Consider the following 25,263-nt stretch of genomic DNA (forward strand, 5'->3'; position numbering starts at 1 on the left):
TCAGCGATACAGGTCGGTCGCCGCCTCGCCCCGGCGGCGTCCCGATCCACGTTGCTCACTACGTTCGTCTCGTTCCTCACGTACCCGTTCGTCTCGTTCCTCACGTACCCGTTCGTCGCGTCCCGCCTCGGGGCTGCCCGCAGGTTGCCGGCGCCGCTCCTGATGCATTTCCGGCGACCGTTGCTGCCCTTCCGGGCGGGTCTGCGGCCGATAGTCGGGGCGGTAATCCGGGCGATACCCATCATCCCGGCGATCATCGCGCCCACGCCGGTCATCGCGCCGATCGTCATGCCGTTTCGCTTCGCGCTCGTCGACGCGCGGCGGGGTGATGCGTGCCGGTGGCGGCGGCGCCGTCCGTGGCCGCCCGTCCCGATTCCAGCGCCCTTCGTGCATCCGCCAGTGCGGCCCGTCACGAACCCAACGCGGCGCCACCCAGACATAGCCAGGACGCGGCGCCACCCAGCGCCCCGGCACCCAGACATGGCGCTGCCCACCCCAGGACCAGTAACCGGTAATCCAGACGTAACCGGGATAAGGCGGATAACCGGGATACTCGACGCGTAGTGGTGGCGGTTCGACGACGACCGTGCCACCGTAATAAGGCTCGACCGGAACGACCACACACGCACTGGCGAGCGAGGCTAGGATGGCGGCAAGGATCAGACGTTTGTTCATGGCAAGCTCTCTGTTGGATGGTCCTGTAGCCATTAACGTCCTGCCAGCGATGCCGGAGCACCGTATTCACGTTTTGTTACGCTTTCTTGCCCCCGCTCGCTGTCGGCGACAAAAAGGCCGCCCGCAGGCGGCCCGGCCACAGCGTCTGCTGGCCTATTTCTTCAGCGCGTCGCGGATTTCACGCAGCAGGACGACATCTTCCGGCGTCGGCGGCGGCTCGGCCGGCGCCGGCGCCGGGGCGGCCTCTTCCTTGCGCAAGCGATTCATCTGCTTGACGATCATGAAGATGATGAAAGCCAGGATGACGAAATTGAGCAGGATGGTCACGAAGGAACCGTAGGCAAACACCGGAATACCGGCCTTCTTCAGATCGGCCAGGGCAACCAGATTGTCCGGATTGTCGCCAAGCACGACAAACAGATTGGAAAAATCCAGCTTGCCGACGACCATGCTGACCAGCGGCATGATCAGGTCGCCGACGATGGAATCGACGATCTTGCCGAACGCGGCGCCGATGATGACGCCGACCGCCAGGTCCATCGCATTGCCCTTGACGGCGAACTCCTTGAATTCCTGAAGCATTCCCATGCTGTTTCCTTTATTGAAATGAGGTGACCGGTGAATTATTCGGGCGATGGTGAACACCCGTCAAGGCGCTTTGCATTTCTCCACACTACTTTGCAAATGCCGCACGCAGGCGCTCGGCCGCCGCAACCAGCGTTTCCTCCCGCTTGGCAAAGCAGAAACGCACCACCTTTTCGTCATGGCCATCGGCATGAAACACCGATACCGGGATCACGGCGACGCCGACTTCGCGGGTCAGCCACTGCGCAAAATCGGTATCCGGCAGCTCGGAAATCTGTCCGTAGCGCGCCAACTGGAAATAGGTGCCACGACAGGGCAGCAACTCGAACGACGTGTCGCGCATCAGCGCGCGGAAGAAATCGCGCTTCTCCTGGTAGAACGCCGCCAGACCGAGATGGCGTGAAGCATCCTGCATGTACTCGGCAATCGCCAGTTGCGACGGCGCATGAACCGTGAACACATTGAACTGGTGCACCTTGCGGAACTCGGCCATGAGGGCTTCCGGGCCGACCACGTAGCCGATCTTCCAGCCGGTGATGTGATAGGTCTTGCCGAAGCTGGAAACAACGATGCTGCGCGCCGCCAATTCCGGATGACCGCACAGGCTGGCGTGCGCCTCACCCTCGTAGACGATGTGCTCATAGACTTCGTCGGACAGGATGACGATGTCAGTACCGCGCACGATGGCCGCCAGGCGGTCGAGATCGGCGGCAGTGAGCAGGCTGCCGGTCGGATTGTGCGGCGAATTGACGATGATCATCCGCGTCCGCGGCGTCACCAGCGACTGCACTTCGTCCCAGTCCGGCGTGTAATCGGGAAACCGCAGCCGCGAAAATACCGCCTTGCCGCCCACCGTCTCGATCGCCGGCACGTAGGAATCGTAGACCGGTTCGAGGGCGATCACTTCGTCGCCTGGACGGACGAAGGCGGCAATCGCCGTGAAGATCGCCTGCGTCGCGCCAGCCGTCACCGTCACCTCGCGGTCGACGTCGAAACGGGTGCCGTACAGCGCCGCCACCTTGTCCACGATGGCCTGACGCAGCTCCGGCAGGCCGGCCATCGGCGCATACTGGTTGCGCCCGGCCAGCATGTAGCGATGCATGGCATCGAACAGCGCCGGCTCGGCCTGGAAATCGGGAAAGCCCTGCGACAGGTTGACGGCGCCGCAATCGGCCGCCAGTTTCGACATGACCGTGAAAATGGTCGTCCCCATCGCGGGGAAGCGGGAATCAATGTGAATCGGTGTATCCATACTGGGAACGGGTTCTGGGCAAGCGCCCACTATGCCACAATGGCACCCCATGAACATCGACGGCATCCCCACCCGAACCCTGCGCGCCCATCCCGAGCAGCGCGCCATCGACATCATTGACCAGACCCGGCTGCCGCATGCGCTGCATTGGGTGCGCGTGCGTACGCTGGCCGAGGCGGCGCATGCGATCCGCGCCATGCAGGTACGCGGCGCGCCGCTGATCGGCGCCACTGCCGCCTACGGCCTGGCCATCGCCGTCGCTGAGGACGCCTCCGACACGGGATTGGCCCTGGCCATCGCCGAACTCGGCGCGACCCGGCCGACGGCGGTCAACCTGCACTGGGCACTGGCCCGCATGCAGACCTGCCTGCAGCCGCTGGCCCCGGCGCAGCGTCTGGCGGCGGCCTGGCAGGAAGCTGAAGCGATCGCCGAGGAGGACGTGGCCCAGAACGCCGCCATCGGCCAGCACGGCCTGGCGCTGTTCCGGCAGTTACAGCGCGAACAGGGGCGTGTGCTCAACGTGATGACCCACTGCAACGCCGGCTGGCTGGCCACCGTCGACTGGGGCACCGCACTGTCGCCGGTCTATGCCGCGCACGACGCCGGCCTGCCGGTGCATGTCTGGGTGTCGGAAACCCGGCCGCGCAACCAGGGCCTGCTCACCGCCTGGGAACTGGCTCAGCACGGCGTGCCGCACACGCTGATCGCCGACAACGCCGCCGGCCTCCTGATGCGCAGCGGCCAGGTCGACGCCGTCATCGTCGGCGCCGACCGCATTGCCGCCAATGGCGACGTTGCCAACAAAGTGGGCACTTACTTGAAGGCCCTGGCCTGCGCCGACAACGGCATTCCCTTCTACGTCGCCGCGCCGCGGTCGACGCTGGATTTCGCCTGCCCGGACGGCAAGTCCATTCCAATCGAGGAACGCGACGGCGACGAGTTCCGCCTGGTGCACGGCCTCGACCGCCACGCGCAACCGGCTGCCGTGCGCCAGCTGGCGGCCGAGGAAGCCGTGGCCAACCCGGCCTTCGACGTCACGCCGGCGACACGGGTCAGCGCCATCATCACCGAGCGCGGCGTCTGCCCGGCCAGCCGGGCCGGCCTGCTCGCGCTCTATCCGGAAGAAGACCGTGACTGAACTGCGCCGGCAACTGATCGCCACCGCCCGGGCCATGCAACCGGCCGGGCTCAATCGCGGCACCGCCGGCAATGTCAGCGTGCGCGACAGCGACGGCTTCCTGATCACGCCGACCGGCATGCCCTACGCCGGCCTGGAAGCTGAAGACATTCCCCACATGGCGCTCGACGGCTCGCACCAGGGGCGGCGCAAACCGTCGTCCGAGTGGCGTTTCCACCGCGACCTCTACGCCGCCCGGCCCGAGTTCGGCGCCGTGCTCCACGCCCATTCGCCGTTCGCCGTCAGCCTCGCCTGTCTGCGCCTGGAGATTCCGCCCTTCCACTACATGATCGCCCGTTTCGGCGGCGACACCGTGCGCTGCGCCGATTACGCCATCTTCGGCTCGCAGGCCTTGTCCGACGCCGCGTTGCGCGCCATGGAAGGCCGTTGTGCCTGCCTGCTGGCCAACCACGGCCTGCTCGTCGCCGGCCGCGACCTCGACCAGGCGCTGGCGCTGGCCATCGAACTGGAGGAGCTGTGCGAGCAGTACTGGCGCGCCTGCCAGCTCGGCCAGCCGGTGCTGCTCGGCAAGATCGAAATGGACGAGGTCATCGACAAATTCAGGAGTTACGGTCAGCAATGAACACTTATCACGACCTTTCCCGCTGGGAACAATCGCACGACTACGGCACCGGCAATGCCCGCGCCGAAGCCGGCACCCGCTGGGTACTGTGGATCACGCTGCTGACCATGATCGTCGAGATCACCGCCGGCTGGTGGTTCAACTCGATGGCGGTGCTGGCCGACGGCTGGCACATGAGTTCGCACGCGCTGGCCATTGGCCTGTCGGTCTTCGCCTATGGCGCCGCCCGTAAATACGCCGACGACCCGCGCTTCACCTTCGGCACCTGGAAGATCGAGGTACTCGGCGGCTATACCAGCGCCCTGTTCCTGCTCGCCGTCGCCGGCCTGATGGTGGTCGGGGCCTTCCACCGCCTGCTCGAACCGCAACCGATCCGCTACGGCGAAGCGATGGCGGTCGCCATCCTCGGCCTGTTGGTCAATCTCGGCTGCGCCGCCATCCTGCACCGGGCCGGCGGTCACGACCATCACCACGAGCACGGACATGGGCACGACCACGGCCATCACCACCAAGACCTCAACCTGAAAGCGGCCTACATCCACGTCATTACCGATGCGCTGACCTCCATCCTCGCCATCGCCGCCCTGGCCGGCGGCTGGATCTACGGCTGGGACTGGCTCGACCCGGCCTGCGCGCTGGTCGGCGCCGTGCTGGTCGCGCTGTGGGCGAAGAACCTGCTGCGCGACACCAGCCGCGTCCTGCTCGACCGCGAGATGGACCACCCGGTGGTCGAGGAAATCCGCGAGGTCATCGCCACGCTACCGGCCGGCACCCACCTGACCGACCTGCACGTCTGGCGCGTCGGCAACGGCACCTACGCCTGCGCTGTCTCGCTGCTCACCCACAGTGCCGCACTGACCCCGCTGGCCGTGCGCCAGGCACTGGCCATCCACGAGGAAATCGTTCATGTCACGGTGGAAATCCACCACTGCGACGAATGTCCCACCTGACGACAGACCACCCATCATGACTCCGGCAGAAATTTCGCGCTTCATCCCGATCTCCGACCTTTCCCGGCAAGCGCAGGCGCAGGCCTTGAATCTGGCGCGTGGCATGCAACTGGTTCCCGGCCAGGTCGCCTTCAACAAGGGCGACAAGGACATCTACACCTGCTACGTGTTATCCGGCGAAGTCGTGCTCGATGCCGGCGACGGCAGCCCGCCGCAGCGCCTGCGCGCCGACGACAAGGCCGCCTGTCATCCGCTCTCCCGCCTGAAACCACGCGCCCATACCTGCAAGGCGGTCGACCATGGTCAGTTGCTGATCTTTACCGACGACGACCTCGACGACCTGCTCGCCCGCGACCAGGCAACGGCTTACGAAGTCACCGAATTCGAGGGCGACGATCCGCAATGGATGTTTCAGCTGCTCAGCAACCCGGCTTTCAGCAAGATCCCGCCGGGCAACCTGCACCTGCTGTTCGGCCGATTCGAGGCCATGCCGGTGGCCGCCGGACAAGTCGTTGTCCGCCAGGGCGAAGCGGGTGACTACTATTACCTGATCCGCAGCGGCAGCGCGCAAGTCACCCGCACTACCGAAGACGGCAAGCAAGTCCCGCTGGCCAATCTGCAAGCCGGCCAGGGCTTTGGCGAAGAAGCCCTGATTTCCGGTTACCCACGCAACGCTACCGTCACCATGAGCCAGGCCGGCGAACTGATGCGCCTGCCGGCCGCCGATTTCGACACACTGCTGCGGACTCCGCTGGTCAAGCACATCAACCTCGCCCAGGGCGCCGAACTGATCAAGCGCGGCGCGCAACTGATCGACGTCCGACTGGAGAGCGAGTACCAGACCGGCAGCCTGAAAGGCAGCGTCAACCTGCCGCTCTACCTGCTCCGTCTGAAAGCCGCCAGCCTCGACCGGCAACGCACCTACATCCTGCTCTGCCAGAGCGGACGCCGCAGCAGCGCCGCCGCTTTCCTGCTCAGCCAGCGCGGCTTCGACGTCCGGGTTCTGTCCGGAGGACTGGACGCGCTGGGTGGCCACAGCTCAGGATGAGCGCCCTCAACGGATCAGGCGAGCGCGGACAACAGGCTGCTGGTCATGCTGTCAGGGCGCCCGTAGGCCTGCATCAACTGCATGACTCTCATCATGACCTGTGATTCCGTACTGGCAACCTGTTCGGCCGAGGTCGCAGCACTCGATGCCGTACTCTCGGCACGCTGCGATTCCTGATAGGCCTGCGCCTCCTTGAAACTGACCTTGCCATCGCCGTCGGTATCGGCAGCCTCGAAGTTGGCAACGACATCCGCAATCAGATTCGCACGATCGCTGTCGGCACCACCAATTTCCGCCAGTTGCGCCTCCAGTTCCTCCTTGGTAAATCCCGAGTCGTTCATCGGCGGCGGAGGTGGCGGCGGCATTCCCCCTTGCATGCGCATCTGCCCGAACTGAGCCTCGAGTTCCTCCTGCAGCTTGCTCAGCGTCGAGGCGAACTCGCTTTCCGTGACCTTGCCATCGCTGTCAGCATCCAGCACCGAGAACAACTCTTCGGCAGCACTGTCTCCGCTACCGGAAATGGCACTGAAAGCCGACACCAGGTCACTTTTTTCCAGGTAACCCTGACTCTTGCTGTCCAGTCGGGAAAACAGCTGGCTCACTTGCGACGAACTACCGACACCACTGATCATGATCGACTCCTTTTAACAATGAAAAAACCGGAAACAACTTCCGCAATCGCCTTCTGAGCAAGTTATCGGCCATTTGCCCTAAAAATTGGCGTCGATTGACGTTAAACGGAGTAAAAACTCGTCAAGAAATCGATCAATCCCTATGGTGGACCGTTGAAATCAGTGAAAAACCATAGCAAAACCGGCAATATCTGCCTGCGGCCAAAATTACCGCCACTTCGGCACACCGGGGTAAAAGTCTGTAAAAACAGCGCTCTGGCGCCCCCCGTTGGCTATGATGCCGACTTGAACCCGGAAATCATGGAGAGCAGGACATGGCAGCCGTGCTGCTGATCGACGACGATGTGGAACTGGCCGGCATGCTTGCCGACTACCTCAGGCGCGACGGCTTTGCCGTCGATCTTGCGCACGACGGCGAAAGCGGCGTACAGGCGGCACTATCGGGCAATTTCGCCATCGCCGTACTCGACGTGATGATGCCGGGCATTTCCGGCATCGAAGCACTCCGCCGCATCCGCGCTGGCAGCCGGATGCCGGTGCTGATGCTGACCGCGCGCGGTGACGACATGGATCGCATCGTCGGCCTCGAACTCGGCGCCGACGACTACGTCCCCAAACCCTGTTTGCCGCGCGAACTGGCCGCCCGCCTGCGCGCCATCCTGCGGCGCAGTTCCAGCCCCCCGCAGGACAACGGCGAACTGACAGTCGGCCCGCTGCGCCTGCATGCGGCACAACGCCGGGCGGAATGGCGAGGACAACAGCTTGAATTGACCAGCACCGAATTCAACCTGCTTGAAGTACTGGCCCGCAACGCCGGGCGCATCGTCGGCAAGGATGAACTGTCTGCCCAGGCGCTCGGCCGACCACTGGCCCGCTACGATCGCAGCATCGACGTGCACCTGTCGAGCATCCGCCAGAAACTCGGCTTGCTCGACGATGGCCGCTCACCGATTCAGACGGTGTTCCGCCAGGGTTACCAGATGATTCCGGGCTGAACATGGGACGCCTGTTCTGGAAATTCTTCCTCATCGTCTGGCTGGCGCAACTGGCCGCTATCCTCGGCACCGCAGCGATTTTCTGGGTCGAGCGCGACGAACTGCGGCCCCGTTTCGAACAACGCCAACCGCCACCGCCCCGGGCAGCGCACGACAACATGCGCCCGCCGCCAGGGCCACCTGGCGAACCGCCTCCACCACTACCGCTGTTGCCGATTCTGACCGGCCTGCTCGCCAGCCTGGTCGCAGCTGGCGCCATCGCCTGGTATGTCGCCCGCCCGGTCCGTCGCCTAAAGAGCGCCTTCGCCGCCGCCGCCGAGGGCGACCTGAGCCTGCGCATCGCTCCGACAATGGGCCGTCGCCGCGACGAACTGGCTGACCTCGGCCACGACTTCGACCGCATGAGCGAGCGCCTGCACAGCCTGCTCGACGCCCAAACCCGGCTGCTCCACGACGTCTCGCATGAACTGCGCTCGCCACTGGCCCGTCTGCACGCTGCCATCGGCCTGGCACGCCAGGAGCCGGCGCGTTTCGACGAAACCATGAGCCGCCTCGAACGCGAAGGCGAACGGATGAACCATCTGGTCGGCGAACTGCTCACGCTCTCACGACTGGAAGCCGGCGTCGGCGGCGCCGTCGAGACCATCGAACTGGACGAGCTGATCGCCGACCTGCTGGAAGATGCCCGCCTGGAAGCCTCCCCCCGCCATCAGATCGTCGATGTCGACGAAACCCCGGGGCTGCGCGTCCGCGCCAACCCCGAACTGCTGCACCGGGCAATCGAAAACGTCGTACGCAATGCCCTCAAGCATTCGCCGGCCGGTGGCCGGATACGCATCATCAGCGCCATTACGCCCGACCGACGCTGCCGAATCAGCGTCCTCGACCAAGGTCCCGGCGTGCCGGAAGACGAACTGCCGTTCATCTTCGAACCCTTCCGCCGCACCAGCAATGCCACCGGCAACGGCCACGGCCTCGGCCTGGCCATTGCCCGCCGCGTCATGACGGCGGCCGACGGCACGATCAGGGCAAAAAACCTGGCCGACGGAGGTTTCCGCGTCGACCTGGAGTTACCACTACTCAGCGCATGACGAAGGCTTCCTGATGGAAACTCAGGCGCTGCCTGCCGATCCCGGCAATTCCCCGGCGCAGCGCATCGGCCAGCCCACCCGGACCGCAGAACCAGACCTCGGCCGCTTCGCCGGGGCCGGCATCGGCAAGCAGGCGATGCGCATCCAGCACTTCGCCCTGGGCAGCACCATGGACATGCAGGCGAACGCTGGGCAAGCCGGTGCACAGTGCCTGCAGTTCGGCCACGAAGGGATCGCGCTCGCGGTCGCGGGTGCAGTAATGCAGGTCCGCCGCCGGCACCGGCGCTGCGCTGTTCTGCAAGGCGCCCAGCCAGGCCAGGAAGGGCGTCACGCCGATGCCGCCGGCCACCCAGAATTGCCGTGCCTGAGGATTGATGCGTGACAGGTCGAAGCGTCCGTATGGCCCTTCGATGTCGACCGGCTGGCCCGGGCGCAGCAGCGAAGGCAGCTGGCGGGTATGGTCGCCGAGCGCCTTGATGCGGAACTCGACGGTCCGGTCGCCGCTGTCGGCGCTGGCGATGGTGAAGGGATGCGCGCCCTCGTCCGGGTCAAAGGTGACCAGCGCGAACTGTCCGGCACGATGCCCATGCCAGGCCGCCGGCAAGCGGCAGGAAACGGCGACGACATCGGGGGCCGGCTGCGTCACGGCAAGGATTTCGCTGCGCATGCGCCGGGCCTGGCCGATGTTGCCGAGCAAGGCCCGCAACGCGCCATAAACGCCGGCCGCAACCAGCCCGGCAAGCACCCAGCCAACCGGCTGCGTCCAGTAATCGCGCGGCGCCAGCAGGACCGAGTGAAAAGCCAGCAGCAGGTAGATCACCGGCATCGCCCGGTGCAGGAAACGCCAGGGGCGATAGGGAAAACGCTGCCACAGCGTGATCGCCAGCAGCACCAGCAGGATGTAGAAGCCCCATTCGCCGAAGTCCTCGGCCAGATCCTGCATGCTGTCGAGCAGACCGGTGGCCTTTTCCTTGGGCACCCGGCCGGCACGGCCGATGGTCGATTTTAGGATGTCATCGGACATCTCGACCAGCCAGTGCAGGATCGCGAAACTGCCGCCGACGATGCCCGCCCACTTATGGGCGCGATAGACGCTGTCCATGCCGCCCAGCGGCGTTTCCAGCCAGGCCGGACGGGTCGCCAGGTACATCGCCAGCGACATCAGGCCGATCGCCAGCAGGCCGCTCAGGTACATCGCTTCCTGCCGCGCGATCCACCAGGGATGCGCCGGCGAGGCCGGTGCCTGCCACACATCCCAGCCCCAGAGCAGGGCCAACGTGGCAGTCAGCAAGACAAGTACGCCCCTGACCATCAGCGGCTCCCGGCCGGCGTTGCCGGCATGTCGTCGCGACAGCGGCGCTTGTTGCACTCGCCGCTGCTTTCTTCCCGACGAGCAGCTTGCCGCTCGTACGCGCGCTGCGCGCCGACGAATTCGCCGGTACGCGCATCGAGCAGCAGCTTGCTGCGTGCGCCCTGGGGATTGGTGGCACGCACTTCGTAACGTCCGTGCTCACGCTCGATCTTCTCGATATTGCGATAGCCGGCCGCCTCCAGCTTTTCGATCAGACGGGGAATCGGCAGCCAGTTGCCGCTGCGCTCGGAATCGGCAAGAGCCGGTTGAGAAAAGCTCAGCACGCCGGCCATCAGCACGGCGACCAGGGCAAAGGAAAACATCCGGTGCGAAAAAGTCATGGTGCTATCTCCCTGAAACGTTCAATCTTCGTAGTAGCCGAGCTCAGCGTCGGCGTGGCAGGCCGTGCAGTTGGCCTTGCTGCGCACGTCCTTGTGCCGCCATTCCCAATCCGGCACTTCGCGGTGTTCGCGCACCCACTTGGGCAAGGCCGTGATGCGCTGCGGCGCCGAGGCCGGATCGACACCACGCTGCAACTTGGCGCCGTAGCGCTGGCCACCGGTATCGGCGGCATTGGCGACGAGGTAGGCGGTGATCTTGCGGGCGACCTCGGGATCGACGGAAGCGTTGTCGCCAAAGTGATTGTCGAGTTCGCCCATCATGCGTTTCCACGACGAAGCCGGCAGCATCGACGCCGGGAACGCCAGGTGGCAGCTACCGCATTCTTCCTTGACCAGCGGATCGGCGACCGGCGGATAGTAATGACCGCCGCCGGCCTGAGCGCGGCTGAAGATCAGGGCGGAAAAGCCTAGGGCGAGCAGGCCAAGGGCAAGGGGTCGGGGCGGGAATTTCATCTTCGTTTCCTCCGTTCAGTTTCAGCGGCTGCTGACGAAAGTCAGCCAGTCGCCCTTCTCGAGCGGGGTGCATTCGCGGCCGAGCACCTCGTTGCAGTTGCGCTTGAACCACTTCTCGACCTTGGCCGGATCGGCATAGCGTCCGGGCGAGACCGACAGCGCCACCGGCTCGATCACCTTGCCGGTCAGGGTCTTGCCCGCAGCGCGGGGATCGTTGCCATGACAGCTGGTGCAGGCCGGCGTATCCGGCTTGCCCAGGGCAAAGTTGGTGACATGCAGCTTTTCGCCGCGAGCGGCGGAGAAACCCGTAAACGCCGGGTTGGCCGCCTTGGCGGCAGTGGCGTAGGCAGCCAGTTGCGCTTCGAGCGGACCGGCGCTGGCCAACAGTGAGTGGAACGAAAGCACGAAGCAGGAAAGGGCGAGACGGAATTTCATGGCGGACATCCTCCAGATCAACAATGGAGCGAACTATGCCGCCGCACACCTGAACCGAACCTGAAAGCCGGATTCATCTCCCGTTCAGGTCAACCGGCGTAAAACGGGAATCGGGGAATGAACAAGCCTGTGCCATCATTCAATTCGTGAAGGAGTCCATCATGTTGTCCCAAAGCAAGTTGCTGCTCAGTCTCGTCACCGCCGGCCTGCTCTTGAGTTCAGGCGGCGTATTTGCGGCCGACCCGGTCGCCGAACCGATTTTTGGTAGCCAGTTGATGACTGAGCAGGAGCGTGTCGAACACCGCAATGCCATGCGCAGCGCCCGTACCGAGGAGGAACGCGCGGCCGTGCGCGCCAAACACCATGAACAGATGGTGCAACGCGCGCAGGAACGTGGCGTCACCCTGCCGGCCACGCCACCGGAACAGCGCCCCTATGCCGGCCCGCGCGGCGGCATGGGGCCGGGCATGAATGCCGGCGGTCAGGGCATGGGTCCCGGCCGCGGTCGTCAATAGCCCGATGATGTTGTTGCGATTGCTCCGCTTGTTCCTGCTGTCGGCCTGCATCGGCATTGCGCCGGTCCAGGCCGACAGCCGCCAGGATCACGAGATCGCCCGGCGGGCACTGGAAGCCGGCGAGATTCTGTCGCTGCGCCAGGTTCTGTCACGCATCGAACGCGAACATCGCGGCGAGGTGCTGGAAGTCGAACTGGAACACGAGGACCAGCGCTGGATTTACGAAGTGAAGATGCTGCGCCGCGACGGCGGCATCAACAAACTGCTGATCGATGCACGCGACGGCAGGGTGCTGGAGGTCAAGGGACGGCACGGCGGTCGGCATGGGAGACGGGACTGATGCGCATCCTGCTGGTCGAAGACGAACCGACACTGAATCTCCAGATCGCCCGCAAGCTGAAGGCCGAGGGCTACATCGTCGAGGTCGCGGTCAACGGGCGCGATGCGCTGCATCTGGGCATGGAGAACGATTTCGACGCTGTGATCCTCGACCTCGGCCTGCCGCTGCTTGACGGCCTGTCGGTGCTGAGCCGCTGGCGTGGCGGCGGGCGGAGCATGCCGGTAATGATCCTGACTGCGCGCGGCGACTGGCATGAGCGGGTGGCCGGGATCGACGCCGGTGCCGACGATTACCTGGTCAAACCCTTCCACATGGAAGAACTGCTTGCCCGCCTGCGTGCCCTGATCCGGCGCAGCGCCGGCCAGGCCAGCAACGAGCTGGTATGCGGCAGTTTGCGCGTGGATATCCGGCGGGCGGAAGCGAGCGTCGATGGCCAGAGTCTGGCGCTGACCAGCCACGAATTCAAGGTGCTGGCCTACCTGATGCAGCGACGTGGCGAGGTCGTCTCGCGCAGCGAATTGTCCGAGCACATCTACCCGCAGGACAGCGACCGCGACTCCAACACCATCGAAGTCTTCGTCGGCCGGCTGCGCAAGAAGCTGCCCAACGGAATGATCGAAACCGTACGCGGCTTCGGTTACCGCCTGGGGCAGCCCGCATGAAGGCAGGCAGCACCTCGCTGCGTTTCCGCCTGCTGGTCGGGACGCTGGTCTGGGTCGCCGCCACCGTCGGCATTGCCGGCTGGGTCTTGCAAAGCATGTTCGAACAACAGCTGTCGCGCCAGTTTGACAACGAGTTGAGCATGCACCTGGCCCAACTGGCCGCCCACCTTGAAACCGATGCCGGCGGCAATCCCGTGCTTGCCCGGCCGCTCAGCGACCCGCGCCTGGAACGCCCCTACGCCGGACTTTACTGGCAGGTCGAGCGCATGGCACCCGACAACAGCGGCGTGATCGTCCTGCGTTCCCGTTCGCTGTGGGATGCCCAATTGCCGGTGCCCGCCGACCGGCTGGCCGATGGCGAGCGCCACACCCATCGCGTCAGCGGCCCGGACGGGGAAGCGCTGCGCATGCTGGAACAGGTCATGCAGCCGGCCGAAGGCCCGGATCAGAGCTGGCGCCTGATCGTCGCCGCCGACGAACGTTTGCTGTCCGAACCCATAGCCCGCTTCCGCACGCTGCTGATCGGTGCCCTCGCCCTGCTCGCCTTGGGGCTGATGGTCGCCGCGGCCTTCCAGGTTGTCGCTGGTCTGCGCCCACTCAAGCGCCTGCGCGACGAGTTGTCACTGCTGCGCGACGGCCGGCGGACGACGCTGAGCGAGGACCACCCGAGCGAAATCCAGCCGGTGGTCGACGAACTGAATGCCGTGCTCAGCCGCAATGCCGATTTCGTCACCCGCGCCCGCCACCAGGCCGGCAATCTCGCCCACGCGGTCAAGACTCCGCTGGCGGTGATGGCCAACGCCGCCGCCGAGGCCGACGGCCCGTTTGCCGAACTGGTGCACAACCAGGTCATCGCCGCCCGCCAGCAGATCGACCGTCACCTGGCGCTGGCCAGGGTTGCTGCCGCCGCCCAGGATAAAGGCTTGCGCTGCCAGGTGGTGCCGGTCATCGAGGGCTTGGTCCGCGTCATGCAGCGCGTCCACCCCGAGCGCAGCTTCACCCTCACCCCCGGCGAGACGGCACGTGAAATGCTGTTTCGCGGCGAAGCCCAGGACCTCCAGGAAATGCTCGGCAACCTGCTCGACAACGCCGGCAAGTGGGCCTGCAGCCAAATTCGCATCGCCATTTCGGCCGATGCGGAGCAGTTGCATCTCGATATCGACGACGACGGCCCCGGCATCCCGGACGACCGACGGATCGCCCTGCTGCAACGCGGCCAGCGCGGCGACGAAAAGGTCGCCGGCGCCGGCCTGGGTCTGGCCATCGTCAGCGAACTGGCCACGCTTTACCAAGGACAGCTTGAACTACTCGATGCCCCGGGCGGTGGTCTGCGGGCCCGTCTGAAGCTACCCCTGGCGCGCTGAAATCAGTGGGTGAGCCACCCCACCACCGGCACCACCGCCACCCCGGCCCCGATCAGCAGGCTCTGGCGGACGAAACTCTCGCGCTGCTTGTGCAGTAGCGGAAAGATGTCGGCCAGCGCGACGTAGATGAAGCTGGAGGCGGCAATCACCAGCACGTAGGGGAGGACGAAATCGGCCGCCGACAGCGCAAAGAAACCGAGCGCACCGCCGAGCAGCGAACTCAGGCTGGAGCCGGCATTGGCGATGAAGGCCTTGGTATTGCTCCAGCCGGCATTGCGCAGCAGCACGAAGTCGCCCATTTCCTGCGGCACTTCGTGGGCGATGATGGCGACCGTCGTGGTCACGCCGAGCATCGGGTCGGCAATGAAGGCGGCGGCGATCAGCACGCCGTCGACGAAATTGTGGAAGGCATCGCCGATCAGGATCAATGGCGGCGCCGTCACCGTTGCGTGGTGACCGTCGTGCGACGCGCAATCGCCGTGCGAGTGGCGCCACAGCGCCAGGCGCTCGAGGGCGAAGAAGGTGAACAGCGTGCCCAGCATCAGCGCGAACAAGGTAGCGAACGGGCCACCGTGGTTGTGCCCGGCGTGCGCATCCTCCTCGGCGGCGATGGCGGCGTGGTCGTCCGGGCCATGGTCGTGACCAGCGTGGATGTCCACCGGCGGCAGCGAGTTGAAGGCTTCCGGCAGGATGTGCAGGAAGGCCGACGACAGCATGACGCCGGCAGCAAACGCCACCAGGATTGCCGTCGACTGCCGGGACAGGCGGAACACCACCATCGCCGCTGCGGCCATGCTGATCAAACCGCCGGCCAGGCAGGCCAGCAGGATCATGCTCAGGATAGTCATCGTTTCTTTCCTTGATTCACTTGATAGGGTTCAACCCGCTCGGCAGCGATACGGTAGGCATAGACGCCCATGCCGCTGTCGCCGCCCTGCAGGTTGAGGGTGCCGCTGACCCAGAAGGTTTCCATGGTCCGCATGCCCTTCACCGGCTTGGCCGGGACGACATGGATGACCTGATTCGACGGCGGCGGCGGCACATGCACGCAGGCACCGAAATACGGCACCAGCAGGAACTCGATGACATCGTCGCCTTTCCGTTCGAGCGGCACGACGAAGCCGGGAATACGGATGCGCTGGCCATTCAGCGCGGGCTCGACCGGCGCCTTGTCCCATTCCTTGCGGACGCTGGCAAGCAGTTCGGCGGCTCGCGGATCGCTATCCTGCAATTTGTTGAGATCGATGCCCTTGAACGCCGCCATCGGGTCCCAGCCCTTGGGCATCAGGTCATCCCACATGATTTCCTTGAATCCCTTGGCGCTCCCCTTGGCGGCAGGCAAACGGTCGCCGACACGGTAATCGCTGGCCGGGGCCAGCATGGGCACGAGCAGCGCAAACAACAGCAGGCAACGCTTCAGCATTCTTGTTCCTTCATGAACGGGGAATCAGTCCGTCGGCCAGCGACAGACGATAGGCACGCCAGGCCGGCAGCACACCGACGGACAGGCCGCAGACCAGCACGGCGCCGAGAAGTTTCATTTCGCCCACGCTCACCGCCAGCGGCAGGGCCGCCAGACCGAAAGCGGCCAGCAAATCGCCGCCGACGGCAGCGAACAGGCTGACCGCGGCCAGCCCGAGCAGGCAGCCGAGCAGGCTGACCAGGCCGCTTTCGAGCAGCAACAAGCCAAGAATGTGCCGTCGCCCGGCGCCGATGGAGCGCAGGATGGCCATTTCGCGGCGGCGCTGGTCGAGGCCGGCGAGCATGGTCGCCATCAGGCCGGCCAGACCGACCGCCAGCACCAGCCAGGATACCGCCTGCAAAGCCCGTTCGACGACACCGACGGTCTGCCACAACTGGTCGAGGGCGACGCCGGGCATCACGGCGAGCAGCGGCTCGTCGGCAAACTGGTTGATCCGGCGCTGGATGCGGAAGACCTCGGCGCGCTGGTGCAGGCCGACCAGGAAGGCGGTGATCGATTTCGGCGTCAGGTCGAACTTCTGCACCACCTCGGCACCGATGTTGAAACCGGGCACCGGCGCGCCGCCGATCCAGTCGAGGTGGATGGCCTCGATGGCCGCCAGGCCGACATGCACGGTGCGGTCGACCGGCGTACCGGTCGGCGCCAGGATGCCGACCACGGTGAACGGCTTGTCGTCGTGCGCCATGCCGGGCAGGCCGCCGTCGCCGTGGCTCAGGGTAATCTGGTCGCCGACGCGGTAGCCGAGACGCTGGGCGACTTCGGCGCCGAGCACTGCGTCGAAGATACCGGCGAAGACGACGCCGTCGGCCAGGCGTAAAGGCTGACGGTCGCCGTAGCGGAAATGGGTGAAGTAATCAGCCGTGGTGCCGAGCACCGGATACCCACGATGCGAATCGCCGAGCGACAAGGGCACGCTCCAGGCAATGGCCGGATCGGCAGCAATTTTCTGGTAGCTTGCCCAGTCGAGGTTGTTGGTCGCCTCGCCGAGGCGGAAGACCGAATACAGCACCAGCTGGACCGGGCTGGTGCGGGCGCCGACGATCAGGTCGCTGCCCGAGACCGATTGCGCGAAACTGTCGCGCGCCGCCTCGCGGATACGTTCGACCGACAGCAGCAGGGTCGCCGCCAGCATCACGGCGAGCAAGGTCAGCCCCAGGCTGAGCCGCCGATTCCAGGCGCTGGCCAGGGCCAGCCGCGGCAAGGCGCTCATGCCGGCAACTCCCCGGTCAGGGCAAAACTGGCGTCGAAATGTGCCGCCAGACGCTGGTCGTGGCTGACGAAAACGACGGTGCTGGCCGCCGCCTTCGCTTCCGCCAGTAAAAGGTCGATGAAGGCATCCTGGCGGGCGGCGTCGAGGGCCGAAGTCGGCTCGTCGGCGATGACGATTTCCGGCCGGCCGATCAGCGCCCGGGCGGCAGCAACGCGCTGTTGCTGGCCGACCGACAGTTCGGCGGCCGGGGCGCCTTGCACGGGCGCGGCCAGATCGAGCGCGGCGAGCAGGCGGCGCGCCTCGGCCACCGGGTCACCGGCGCGTTGCGCGCGGCGGCGCGAAAAGCGGCAGGGCAGCAGCACGTTCTCCAGCGCCGACAGCCAGGGCAGGAGATTGAATTGCTGGAAGATGAAACCGAGGTGATCGGCGCGGAAGGCGTCGCGGCGCGCCGCCGGCAAGTCGCCGAGCACCTGCCCGAGCACTTCGATGCGCCCACGTTCGGGCAGCAGCACACCGCCGAGCAGATTCAGCAGCGTGCTTTTGCCGGCGCCGCTGGGACCGTGCAGGAACAGGCTTTTGCCGGCATCGACCTGCAATCCGCGCAGGCAGACCGCCGGCGCCGCATCGGGACGCCAGCGAAACAGCAGATCATCGATGCGGATCGCCGCCGGCGTCATGTTTACCAGGCGAATACCGGGTTCTTGGCGTCGAGTTTGCCGGCCTTCTGGCCCTTGGGGCCGGCGAAGCTGACGCTGAGCGAACGCACGCGCGGGAATTCCGCCGACACCGTGGACTTGAGGTCGGCCAGCGCGGCCGGCTGGGCGCAGCGGTAAACATAACGCACTTCGACATCACCGTGGCCGTGATGGCCCTTGGCGCCTTCGAGCAGGGGCGCATCGATCTTCTGTTCGCTCGGCACGCACTGGGCGGCGGCCGTCGGCGTGAACAGTCTGGCCGGCGTCTTCAGTTTTTCCAGCGCCGCCTGCACCGTCAGTTGCTCGCGGGCGTTGCGCGGCGCCCGTTCGAAACCGACCACATCGTGCTGCGGCAGCTCCAGCAACAGGGTCAGCTGGTCGCCTTCGACGACGATGCCAAGCTGACCGACACCGTGGTTATGGGCGTGGTCGTTGTGGGCAAAAGCCAGGGCCGGCAGCAGGGCGGCCAGGATCAGGGGGAGCTTTTTCATCGGGTTCTCCTTCAAGACAAAATCAGACGGCGGACGGGTTGCGCAGGCGCTCGCCGCGCTTGAGCTTTTCGAACAACTGCGGGTCGCGCCAGGCTTGGGTGATGGCCTCGGAAAAGACGATGCGTTCAAGCTCGATCAGACCCATGCGCGGGTTGTCGGCGTCCTCGCGGAAGCACTGGGCGTAGCCGGTCTCGGTTTCATGAACGATGACCGAATGCAGGCGCACATCCTGCTCGCCGTTGACGGTGTCGGTCAGACGCAACAGCGTATCGACCAGGCGGAAGAACAGGCGCGAAAACTGCTCGGCGCTGGGCGACACCGGCAGGCTGATCCAGCGTTCGGAAAAGCGCTTGCAGGCGGCCACGTAGTCGGCGTCGTCGCCGTCCCAGAGGGCGACGGCGTGGTCGAAGGCGTCGATCAGGTCGCGCGGGCCGCCCTTGAGCAGACCGAAGTCGTAGAGCATCTGGCCGTTGTCGAAGGCGTGCGCTTCGAGGATCAGCTCGACCTTGTACGAATGGCCGTGGATCGAATGCGAGCAGCGGCGCGTGCTGCAACCGCGCACGATATGGGCGTTCTCGAACTTGAACAGCTTGCGGATCAGCATTGGTCGCGCACTCCACAGAACATCGCGAATGCCTGCTCGACCAGCGACTGGTCGAGATCGCGAACGATGAAGACAAGCCGGCTCTGGCGGTCGTTGTACGGCGCTTGCGCCGGCCAGTCGTCAAGCCGGGTGTAGGGATAGAGGACGTGCTGGACGCACTGGACGACGCGCGGCTTGTGGTCGCCGACGACATTGAGCAGGCCCTTGATGCGCAGGACGCGCTCGCCCATGGTCTCCAGCAGGACACCGACGGCGTCGGCGAAACTCGGCCAGGCGAGCGGCTCGGCAAAGGTCAGGGCGAAGCTGTAGACATGCGCATCGTGCCGGTCGACGTCGTGGTGATGATGGTGGCCGTGCGCTTTGCGGCGCTCGTCGCGGACTTTTTCCTCGGCCAGCCAGCCGGCCACGTCGGGCGACTTGGCGGCCGGGTCGTAGAGGCCGCAGGCGAGGATCGCCGAGGGCGGGACTTGGCCACGCGCTACCGGCAGTTGCGGTGCCGACGGGTTCATCGTGGTCAGCCGGGCGGCCAGTGCTGCCAGTTGCCCCGGCGTCGCCAGGTCGGCCTTGGTCAGCAGCAGGCGGTCAGCCATCGCCACCTGCTTGATCGCCTCGCCGTGCGTTGCCAACTGGCCCTCGCCGTGGGTTGCGTCGACCGCGGTGACGACGCCGTCGATGCGGTAACGCTCGGCCAGGAAGAAATCTTCCATCAGCGTGTAGATCACCGGCGACGGGTCGGCCAGACCGGTGGTTTCGATGACGACGCGGCGGATCGGCTTGATCTCGCGGCGCAGGCAGCGCATGAACAGGTCGGTCAGGCTGCGCGTCAGGTCGCCGCGCACAGTGCAGCAGATGCAGCCGGCGTCAAGCAGGATCACGTCGTCGTCGATCTTCTCGACCAGGTGATGGTCGACGGCAACCGAGCCGAACTCGTTGATGAGCACGGCGGTTTCAGCCATTTCCGGCTGTTGCAGCAGGTGATTGAGCAGCGTCGTCTTGCCGGCGCCGAGAAAGCCGGTGAGGATGACGACCGGAATGCGCCGGTCGGCGTCGTCGGCCATCATGCGATCAACCGCCGAACTGGCGCCGCTTCTGCTCGTGACGCTCCTGGGCTTCCAGACACAGGCTGGCGGTGGGCCGGGCGAGCAGGCGGGCGATGCCGATCGGCTCGCCGGTATCTTCGCACCAGCCGTAGCTGCCGTCGTCGATGCGCTTGAGCGCCTGGCCGATTTTCTTCAGCAGCTTGCGCTCGCGGTCGCGCACGCGCAGTTCCAGCGTGTGCTCTTCCTCGGCGCTGGCGCGATCGTTGGGATCGGGTTCAGCAGCATTGTCCTGCAGATGGTGCGTGGTTTCCTCGGCGGCGCCGCGCAGTGCGGCTTCCTCATCAAGCAGGCGCTGACGGAAGAAGGCCAGTTGCGCCGGCGACATGTATTCATCGTCGGCAGCGGCGAGAAGTTCTGCCTCGGTCGGCAGCTTGGTGGATCGGCTCATCGAACGTTCCTTGATCGTCGTGATTTGGTGCAGGAAGTCGGCAATGTTATAACATCGCATACCCACCACCAAGCCGATTCGATGAATACCGAACTCTGCGACGAAAGCCAGGCGCTGGAACGTGCCGCCAGCCATTGTCGACAACAGGGTGCCAGCCTGACGGCGATCCGCCGCGAAGTCCTGGCCCTGCTCTATCGAACGCCCAAGGGCATCAAGGCCTACGACCTGCTCGAACAGATGCGGCAGTCGCGCGGCAATGCCTCGCCGCCAACCATCTACCGCGCCCTCGACTTCCTGATCGAGCACGGCCTGGCGCACAAGATCGGCCGCATGAACCTGTTCGTCGCCTGCCGCCACGGCAACCATTCGGCACCGAGCCTCTTCCTGGTCTGCCCGAAATGCAATGCGGTGACCGAACTGGAAGACGCCAACGTCGCCACCACCCTCTGCGCCAGCCTGGCCGCCACCGGCCACCGCCTGGACAGCCCGGAAGTCGAGATCAGCGCGGTGTGTCCGCAGTGCGCGGGGAATTAGCCTCCAGCACACGCAACAGCGAACTCGTGTCGTTCTTGCCGAAACCCAGCGCCATCAGCGCGTTGAGTTGCTGGGCGACGCTTGCCGTCAGCGCCACCGGCACGCCGCTCTGGCGCGCTGCTTCGAGTACCAGCCCGAAATCCTTGTGATGCAGGCGTGCCTCGATGCCGGCCGAAAAATCGCGGTCGACCATGCGCTGGCCCATGATCTCAAGCACGCGCGAGCCGGCCGAACCGCCGGCCAGCGCCTGCTTCACCTTGGCCGGATCGACCCCGGCGGCGGCGGCCAGGCGCATTGCTTCGGCGACCGCCTCGATGGCGGCGACCATGATCATCTGGTTGCAGGCCTTGGCGACCTGGCCAGCACCGTTGGGGCCGATATGGACGATGCGCTGGCCGAGTTTTTCGAGCAGCGGACGCACCCGTTCGAGCACCGCCGCGTCGCCACCAGCCATGATCGCCAACGTCGCGTCTTTCGCCCCCTGCTCGCCGCCGGACACCGGCGCGTCGAGCATGTGGATGCCTTTCTCCGCCAACTGGCCGGCGATACGCCGGGCGACGTCGGGCGCGATGGTCGAGCAATCGACCAGCATGCTGCCCGGCGCCATGCCGTGGATCAAGCCGTTGTCGCCGAGCGTCACGCCTTCAACATCGGCACTCGAGGTGATGACGGTGAACACCACCTCGCACGCAGCGCCCAGTTCGGCCGGCGAGGCATGGACCGTCGCCGGCAGGCCGGCACAACTTTGCGGCCGGCGCGCCCAGACGTGCAACTCGTGGCCGGCCGCCTGCAGATGCAGGGCCATCGGGCGCCCCATTGCGCCCAGTCCGATGAAACCGACCTTCATGCCTGTCCCGAGAGGCTTTCCAGGAGTTTCAGCACGGCGATCGAATCCTCCTCGCCCAGGCCGGAACCGACCATGGCGTTGAACATCTGCGCGGTCGCTGCCGACCCCGGCAGACACAGCCCGAGTTCGTGCGCCGTCTGCATGACGATGTTCAGGTCCTTTTCATGCATCCAGCTCTTGAAGCCCGGCTTGAAATTGCGGTCGAGCATGCGCTGACCGTGGTTTTCCAGGATCTTCGAGTAGGCGAAGCCGCCGAGCAGCGCCTCGCGCACCTTGCCGCGGTCGACACCGTTCTTCGAGGCAAAGGCCATCGCTTCAGCAACAGCCAGCACGCCCATGCCGGTGACGATCTGGTTGGCCGCCTTGGTCACCTGGCCGGCACCCGAAGCGCCGACATGGACGATGTTCTTGCCCATGCAGGCGAACGCCGGCTGGGCGCGGGCAAAGGCGGCGTCGGAACCGCCAGCCATGATGGACAGCGTGCCGGCAATCGCGCCGACTTCACCGCCGGACACCGGCGCGTCCATGAAATCGACGCCGGCCGCCGCCAGTTCCGCGTGAATGGCCTTGGCTGCCGCCGGCGCGATGGTGCTCATGTCGACGGCGACCAGCCCCGGCACGGCAGCACTGGCGACGCCGCGCATGACTTCGGCGACGTCGGGCGCATCGGCGACCATGGAAATCACCAGTTCCTGGCCGCGCGCCACATCAGCCGGCGACGCAGCGCCGCTGGCACCGGCATCGAGCAAGGGCTGCATCGATTCGGCGCGGCGCGCCCAGACGGTGACCTGGTGGCCACCCTTCAACAGATTGAGCGCCATCGGGCGCCCCATGATGCCCAGGCCGATAAAACCAATCTTCATGTCCCGCTCCTCCATGTTGTCAGGCGGATTCTAGCCGATCGGCCGGCAAGTCGACGGCGGCGAAAATTGCCGGAGGACGTGAATCGACCCGCCACGCCGGCCCCCCGGGGAATCGGCGAAATGCCGGTAGCGCGGGACAGCGGCGGACGCGCCAACATTTCATGGCACCGGGCACGCTTGTTGCACTGAGGAAGCCATGGGCAACTAGACGGCAATCTGCCGTCGCCACCGCCACCGCCACCGCCACCGCCAGGAGGCAATATGTCGAGCAACGCCATCATCAGCAAGACTTTCGATTTTTCGCTGCTTTCCGGCATGCAGCGCGGGCAAGGCAATTCTGCGGCAGCAGGCGGCAACTTCCTGGCCGTCCTGCAGGAGCGGCTGGCCGATTTCAAATCCCAGGCCATGGACAGCCTGCTCAACGGCGGCAGCACCACCGGCGCCATGAACGCCCTGCTGACGAATGCCCCCTTGATGGCCAACGGCCGCAATCCGGCGCTGTTCGATCCGGAGTCAGCCTACGCGATGATGACCACGATCAACCGTAAAGAGATTGTTTACAAAGCTGAATTCGCCGAAATGACCGCGATGGGAGACTACGTCGCGGCAATGCAGCAGGAAGCCGGCAAACTGGGCACAATCGACCATGGCAGCAGCGCCGACGAAATCCGCAGCCGCCTGCAGGCCTTTACCGAAGCCTACAACGGCTGGATCGACCGCTTCGACGAAGTCCTGGCCAACGGCGGCCTGCTGGCCGGCACACACGCCGCAACCGTGTCGCAGTGGGAACTGGAAAAGAGCATCGAGAACATTTTCAACGGTGCCGGCAGCGGTGTTCGCGGCATGGGCGCGCTCGGACTGGCGATCGACCCGGTCACCAACATGGCCAGTCTCGACACCGCCCGCCTGGAACGTGTGCTGGCCAGCAATCCGAACGGTGCGGTGAACGCGATTCGCGAATTCAGCGGCAACTTTGCCCGCTCCGCGGAATTGCTCAATTCAGAGAACAATTTCATTCCCAACCGGATGAACAACCTGAGCCGCGTCATCGACTACATCGACACCAACAAGGCATCGCTGCAAATGGAATTCGGTCTTGGCGACAGCGCCCGCCCAAGCGGCGAAGTCGCCCGGGCACTGGCGGCCTATCAGGCGATGCGCGGCATCAGCGTCTGAATTCAGCCAGCCGGCGACAAACGCTCGCGCAAGCTGTCGATTGCCGCCTGCTCGCCACGGATGCTGAAAAAGGCGCCGTTCTCGTCCGCCCGCTCGGCCAGTACCTGACAGTTGGCGAATAGTTCACCGCGCAACTGCTGGGCCGACCAGGGAATAAACAGTTCAGCCTCGACCAGCGCCGCCTGGAAAAAATCGACGATGATCTGGTGCAGACACGCCACATCGTCCAGCCGAACAGCGCTCATCACCACGCAATCCGGGTACTGTTCACGCAATCTGGCCGTGCATTCGACTTGTGCCGCCTCGTTTCCGACATGGTCGATCTTGTTGAAGATGCGCAGGCGCGGCAGGGTGTCGGCGCTGATTTCGGCCAGAACATGGTCGGTGACTTCGAGCTGGCGTTCGAAACCGGGGTCACTGGCATCGATCACATGCAGCAGCAGGCCGGCATCGAGCGCCTCGTCGAGGGTCGACTTGAACGAGGCGACCAGGCCGTGCGGCAGGTTCTTGATGAAGCCGACGGTGTCGCTGACCAGCACGCGCGGCACGCTTTCCGGGTGCAGCGTGCGCACCGTCGTGTCGAGGGTGGCGAACAGTTTGTTGGCGACCAGCACCTCGCTGCCGGTCAGCGCCCGCATCAGCGTCGATTTGCCGGCATTGGTGTAGCCGACCAGGGCGACGCTGGCCAGGCTCTGGCGTTCCTGGCGGCGCGCGCGCTGGGTCTGACGCTCGGCATCCATGGCAACAATTTCCAGTTGCAGCTCGGCGATGCGGTCGCGGATCTTGCGCCGGTCCAGTTCGGTATGCGATTCGCCGGCGCCGCGGCCGCCGACACCGCTACGCTGGCGGCCCTGCGGCCCGGCCAGTTTGGCCGCTTCGCGCAGTCGCGGCGCCATGTAGCCGAGGCGGGCGATTTCGACCTGCGCCTTGGCGGCACGCGAACGGGCGTTGTTATGGAAGATTTCGAGGATGACCATGGTCCGGTCCATCACCGGGCAACCGGTGGCCTTTTCCAGGTTGCGCGCCTGCGACGGCGAGATTTCATGATCGACCAGAATGGCATCGATCTCACGGTCGGCCGTGTGCTCGACGTAATGAGCGATTTCCTCGCACTTGCCGACGCCAACATAGGACGTCGTATCGAAACTGCCGCGCTTCTGGATGAAGGTGTCGACCACCGTGTAGCCGAGCGTCTTGGCCAGTTCGCGCAGTTCGGCCAGCGAGGACTCGAATTCGACATCGCTGACACTGGGTAGCTGGACGGCCGCAACGATGGCGACGGCGGGTTTTTCTCTCAATTCGACGGACATTCGGGCAGGGCTTCTCGACAACGGCGGGAAGCAGAGTGTACCCGTCAACGGCG

General features: G+C 65.4%; 31 protein-coding genes. 12 read left to right on the forward strand and 19 right to left on the reverse strand.

Translation table 11 applies throughout. From position 1 onward, the window contains the following. The 3 genes from G471_RS18535 to G471_RS0100190 all read right to left on the reverse strand — a co-directional run bounded on the left by G471_RS18535 (window position 1) and on the right by G471_RS0100190 (window position 2,512). The gene (locus tag G471_RS18535) at window positions 1-675 is read right to left on the reverse strand and encodes a YXWGXW repeat-containing protein (RefSeq protein WP_081700043.1); all 675 of its coding nucleotides are present in this window, start codon (window positions 673-675) and stop codon (window positions 1-3) included. A gap of 153 nt (window positions 676-828) precedes the next feature. Further along, window positions 829-1,263 carry a large conductance mechanosensitive channel protein MscL gene (mscL, locus tag G471_RS0100185; protein ID WP_028993526.1) on the reverse strand — a complete coding sequence of 145 codons (435 nt, stop codon included), beginning with the start codon at window positions 1,261-1,263 and terminating at the stop codon, window positions 829-831. 85 nt (window positions 1,264-1,348) lie between these two features. Further along, complete coding sequence (locus tag G471_RS0100190) at window positions 1,349-2,512, reverse strand: pyridoxal phosphate-dependent aminotransferase (RefSeq protein ID WP_028993527.1); 1,164 nt, start codon at window positions 2,510-2,512, stop codon at window positions 1,349-1,351. Window positions 2,513-2,561: 49 nt separating this feature from the next. Between G471_RS0100190 and mtnA the strand changes: the two genes are divergently transcribed. From mtnA to G471_RS16230, 4 genes are read left to right on the forward strand one after another with little or no spacing between them, the layout of a single operon-like run. Continuing rightward, window positions 2,562-3,650 (forward strand): S-methyl-5-thioribose-1-phosphate isomerase, encoded by a 1,089-nt coding sequence (mtnA, locus tag G471_RS0100195; RefSeq protein WP_028993528.1) that lies wholly within the window; start codon window positions 2,562-2,564, stop codon window positions 3,648-3,650. 34 nt (window positions 3,651-3,684) lie between these two features. Next, window positions 3,685-4,272 (forward strand): class II aldolase/adducin family protein, encoded by a 588-nt coding sequence (locus G471_RS0100200; protein WP_211226358.1) that lies wholly within the window; start codon window positions 3,685-3,687, stop codon window positions 4,270-4,272. Continuing rightward, a complete protein-coding gene (gene dmeF / locus G471_RS0100205) occupies window positions 4,269-5,222 on the forward strand; it encodes a CDF family Co(II)/Ni(II) efflux transporter DmeF (RefSeq protein WP_028993530.1) in 954 nt (317 codons plus the stop codon). Before G471_RS0100200 ends, dmeF begins: the two co-directional genes overlap by 4 nt. Before the next feature lie 16 nt (window positions 5,223-5,238). After that, window positions 5,239-6,270 carry a cyclic nucleotide-binding domain-containing protein gene (locus G471_RS16230; protein ID WP_051295179.1) on the forward strand — a complete coding sequence of 344 codons (1,032 nt, stop codon included), beginning with the start codon at window positions 5,239-5,241 and terminating at the stop codon, window positions 6,268-6,270. 14 nt (window positions 6,271-6,284) lie between these two features. Here the strand turns inward: G471_RS16230 and G471_RS0100215 are convergent, their stop codons facing one another. After that, window positions 6,285-6,902 (reverse strand): EF-hand domain-containing protein, encoded by a 618-nt coding sequence (locus tag G471_RS0100215; protein ID WP_028993531.1) that lies wholly within the window; start codon window positions 6,900-6,902, stop codon window positions 6,285-6,287. A 314-nt stretch (window positions 6,903-7,216) separates the two neighbouring features. Here G471_RS0100215 and G471_RS0100220 point away from each other — a divergent pair, with 314 nt between their 5' ends. Further along, the gene (locus tag G471_RS0100220; protein ID WP_028993532.1) at window positions 7,217-7,897 is read left to right on the forward strand and encodes a response regulator transcription factor; all 681 of its coding nucleotides are present in this window, start codon (window positions 7,217-7,219) and stop codon (window positions 7,895-7,897) included. 2 nt (window positions 7,898-7,899) lie between these two features. Continuing rightward, window positions 7,900-8,988, forward strand: coding sequence for a HAMP domain-containing sensor histidine kinase (locus G471_RS0100225; protein ID WP_028993533.1), 1,089 nt, complete (start codon window positions 7,900-7,902; stop codon window positions 8,986-8,988). Here G471_RS0100225 and G471_RS0100230 read toward each other — a convergent pair. The 4 genes from G471_RS0100230 to G471_RS0100245 are packed head-to-tail and all read right to left on the reverse strand — an operon-like array spanning window position 8,978 to window position 11,628. Next, window positions 8,978-10,300: a ferredoxin reductase family protein gene (locus tag G471_RS0100230; protein ID WP_051295180.1), complete on the reverse strand. Its 1,323-nt coding sequence runs from the start codon at window positions 10,298-10,300 to the stop codon at window positions 8,978-8,980. The two genes, G471_RS0100225 and G471_RS0100230, sit on opposite strands and share 11 nt — an antisense overlap. Then, the gene (locus G471_RS16235; RefSeq protein WP_081700044.1) at window positions 10,300-10,680 is read right to left on the reverse strand and encodes a PepSY domain-containing protein; all 381 of its coding nucleotides are present in this window, start codon (window positions 10,678-10,680) and stop codon (window positions 10,300-10,302) included. The genes G471_RS0100230 and G471_RS16235 overlap by 1 nt, the downstream gene beginning before the upstream one ends. A gap of 21 nt (window positions 10,681-10,701) precedes the next feature. Next, window positions 10,702-11,193 carry a diheme cytochrome c gene (locus G471_RS0100240; RefSeq protein ID WP_028993535.1) on the reverse strand — a complete coding sequence of 164 codons (492 nt, stop codon included), beginning with the start codon at window positions 11,191-11,193 and terminating at the stop codon, window positions 10,702-10,704. Window positions 11,194-11,214: 21 nt separating this feature from the next. After that, window positions 11,215-11,628, reverse strand: coding sequence for a DUF1924 domain-containing protein (locus G471_RS0100245; RefSeq protein WP_088177938.1), 414 nt, complete (start codon window positions 11,626-11,628; stop codon window positions 11,215-11,217). A 161-nt stretch (window positions 11,629-11,789) separates the two neighbouring features. Here G471_RS0100245 and G471_RS0100250 point away from each other — a divergent pair, with 161 nt between their 5' ends. The 4 genes from G471_RS0100250 to G471_RS0100265 are packed head-to-tail and all read left to right on the forward strand — an operon-like array spanning window position 11,790 to window position 14,509. Then, entirely contained in the window at window positions 11,790-12,143 is a 354-nt protein-coding gene (locus G471_RS0100250) for a hypothetical protein (protein ID WP_043420503.1), read from the forward strand. Window positions 12,144-12,147: 4 nt separating this feature from the next. Further along, the gene (locus G471_RS0100255) at window positions 12,148-12,483 is read left to right on the forward strand and encodes a PepSY domain-containing protein (RefSeq protein WP_051295182.1); all 336 of its coding nucleotides are present in this window, start codon (window positions 12,148-12,150) and stop codon (window positions 12,481-12,483) included. After that, window positions 12,483-13,145 (forward strand): response regulator transcription factor, encoded by a 663-nt coding sequence (locus G471_RS0100260; RefSeq protein WP_028993539.1) that lies wholly within the window; start codon window positions 12,483-12,485, stop codon window positions 13,143-13,145. Before G471_RS0100255 ends, G471_RS0100260 begins: the two co-directional genes overlap by 1 nt. After that, on the forward strand, window positions 13,142-14,509 hold the full coding sequence (locus G471_RS0100265) for a sensor histidine kinase (protein ID WP_028993540.1): 1,368 nt from the start codon (window positions 13,142-13,144) through the stop codon (window positions 14,507-14,509). Before G471_RS0100260 ends, G471_RS0100265 begins: the two co-directional genes overlap by 4 nt. Before the next feature lie 2 nt (window positions 14,510-14,511). On the opposite strand, the gene G471_RS16240 is transcribed toward G471_RS0100265, so the two are convergent. From G471_RS16240 to dksA, 8 genes are read right to left on the reverse strand one after another with little or no spacing between them, the layout of a single operon-like run. After that, the gene (locus G471_RS16240; protein WP_043420505.1) at window positions 14,512-15,357 is read right to left on the reverse strand and encodes a ZIP family metal transporter; all 846 of its coding nucleotides are present in this window, start codon (window positions 15,355-15,357) and stop codon (window positions 14,512-14,514) included. Next, a complete protein-coding gene (locus G471_RS0100275) occupies window positions 15,354-15,932 on the reverse strand; it encodes a DUF3299 domain-containing protein (protein ID WP_028993541.1) in 579 nt (192 codons plus the stop codon). The genes G471_RS16240 and G471_RS0100275 overlap by 4 nt, the downstream gene beginning before the upstream one ends. A gap of 10 nt (window positions 15,933-15,942) precedes the next feature. Next, window positions 15,943-17,202, reverse strand: coding sequence for an ABC transporter permease (locus G471_RS0100280; RefSeq protein ID WP_028993542.1), 1,260 nt, complete (start codon window positions 17,200-17,202; stop codon window positions 15,943-15,945). Further along, the gene (locus tag G471_RS0100285) at window positions 17,199-17,879 is read right to left on the reverse strand and encodes an ATP-binding cassette domain-containing protein (RefSeq protein ID WP_028993543.1); all 681 of its coding nucleotides are present in this window, start codon (window positions 17,877-17,879) and stop codon (window positions 17,199-17,201) included. The genes G471_RS0100280 and G471_RS0100285 overlap by 4 nt, the downstream gene beginning before the upstream one ends. Before the next feature lie 2 nt (window positions 17,880-17,881). Further along, a complete protein-coding gene (locus tag G471_RS0100290; RefSeq protein ID WP_028993544.1) occupies window positions 17,882-18,388 on the reverse strand; it encodes a DUF2796 domain-containing protein in 507 nt (168 codons plus the stop codon). A gap of 22 nt (window positions 18,389-18,410) precedes the next feature. After that, window positions 18,411-18,992, reverse strand: coding sequence for a 6-pyruvoyl trahydropterin synthase family protein (locus tag G471_RS0100295; RefSeq protein ID WP_028993545.1), 582 nt, complete (start codon window positions 18,990-18,992; stop codon window positions 18,411-18,413). After that, window positions 18,986-20,053, reverse strand: coding sequence for a CobW family GTP-binding protein (locus G471_RS0100300; RefSeq protein WP_028993546.1), 1,068 nt, complete (start codon window positions 20,051-20,053; stop codon window positions 18,986-18,988). Before G471_RS0100300 ends, G471_RS0100295 begins: the two co-directional genes overlap by 7 nt. Window positions 20,054-20,057: 4 nt before the next feature. Further along, window positions 20,058-20,480, reverse strand: coding sequence for an RNA polymerase-binding protein DksA (gene dksA, locus G471_RS0100305; RefSeq protein WP_028993547.1), 423 nt, complete (start codon window positions 20,478-20,480; stop codon window positions 20,058-20,060). 81 nt (window positions 20,481-20,561) lie between these two features. Between dksA and G471_RS0100310 the strand changes: the two genes are divergently transcribed. Continuing rightward, a complete protein-coding gene (locus G471_RS0100310; protein WP_028993548.1) occupies window positions 20,562-21,014 on the forward strand; it encodes a Fur family transcriptional regulator in 453 nt (150 codons plus the stop codon). On the opposite strand, the gene G471_RS0100315 is transcribed toward G471_RS0100310, so the two are convergent. Then, the gene (locus G471_RS0100315) at window positions 20,980-21,861 is read right to left on the reverse strand and encodes an NAD(P)-dependent oxidoreductase (protein WP_028993549.1); all 882 of its coding nucleotides are present in this window, start codon (window positions 21,859-21,861) and stop codon (window positions 20,980-20,982) included. The genes G471_RS0100310 and G471_RS0100315 overlap by 35 nt on opposite strands. Then, window positions 21,858-22,724, reverse strand: a complete 867-nt coding sequence (locus tag G471_RS0100320; protein ID WP_028993550.1) for an NAD(P)-dependent oxidoreductase — start codon at window positions 22,722-22,724, stop codon at window positions 21,858-21,860. The genes G471_RS0100315 and G471_RS0100320 overlap by 4 nt, the downstream gene beginning before the upstream one ends. A gap of 261 nt (window positions 22,725-22,985) precedes the next feature. Between G471_RS0100320 and G471_RS0100325 the strand changes: the two genes are divergently transcribed. Continuing rightward, window positions 22,986-23,900, forward strand: a complete 915-nt coding sequence (locus G471_RS0100325) for a flagellar filament capping protein FliD (protein WP_028993551.1) — start codon at window positions 22,986-22,988, stop codon at window positions 23,898-23,900. Between the two features lie 2 nt (window positions 23,901-23,902). Here the strand turns inward: G471_RS0100325 and hflX are convergent, their stop codons facing one another. Continuing rightward, complete coding sequence (gene hflX, locus G471_RS0100330; protein WP_028993552.1) at window positions 23,903-25,210, reverse strand: GTPase HflX; 1,308 nt, start codon at window positions 25,208-25,210, stop codon at window positions 23,903-23,905. Between the last annotated feature and the right edge of the window lie 53 nt (window positions 25,211-25,263).

This window comes from Azonexus hydrophilus DSM 23864 (genome assembly GCF_000429605.1).
GTDB lineage: Bacteria > Pseudomonadota > Gammaproteobacteria > Burkholderiales > Rhodocyclaceae > Azonexus > Azonexus hydrophilus.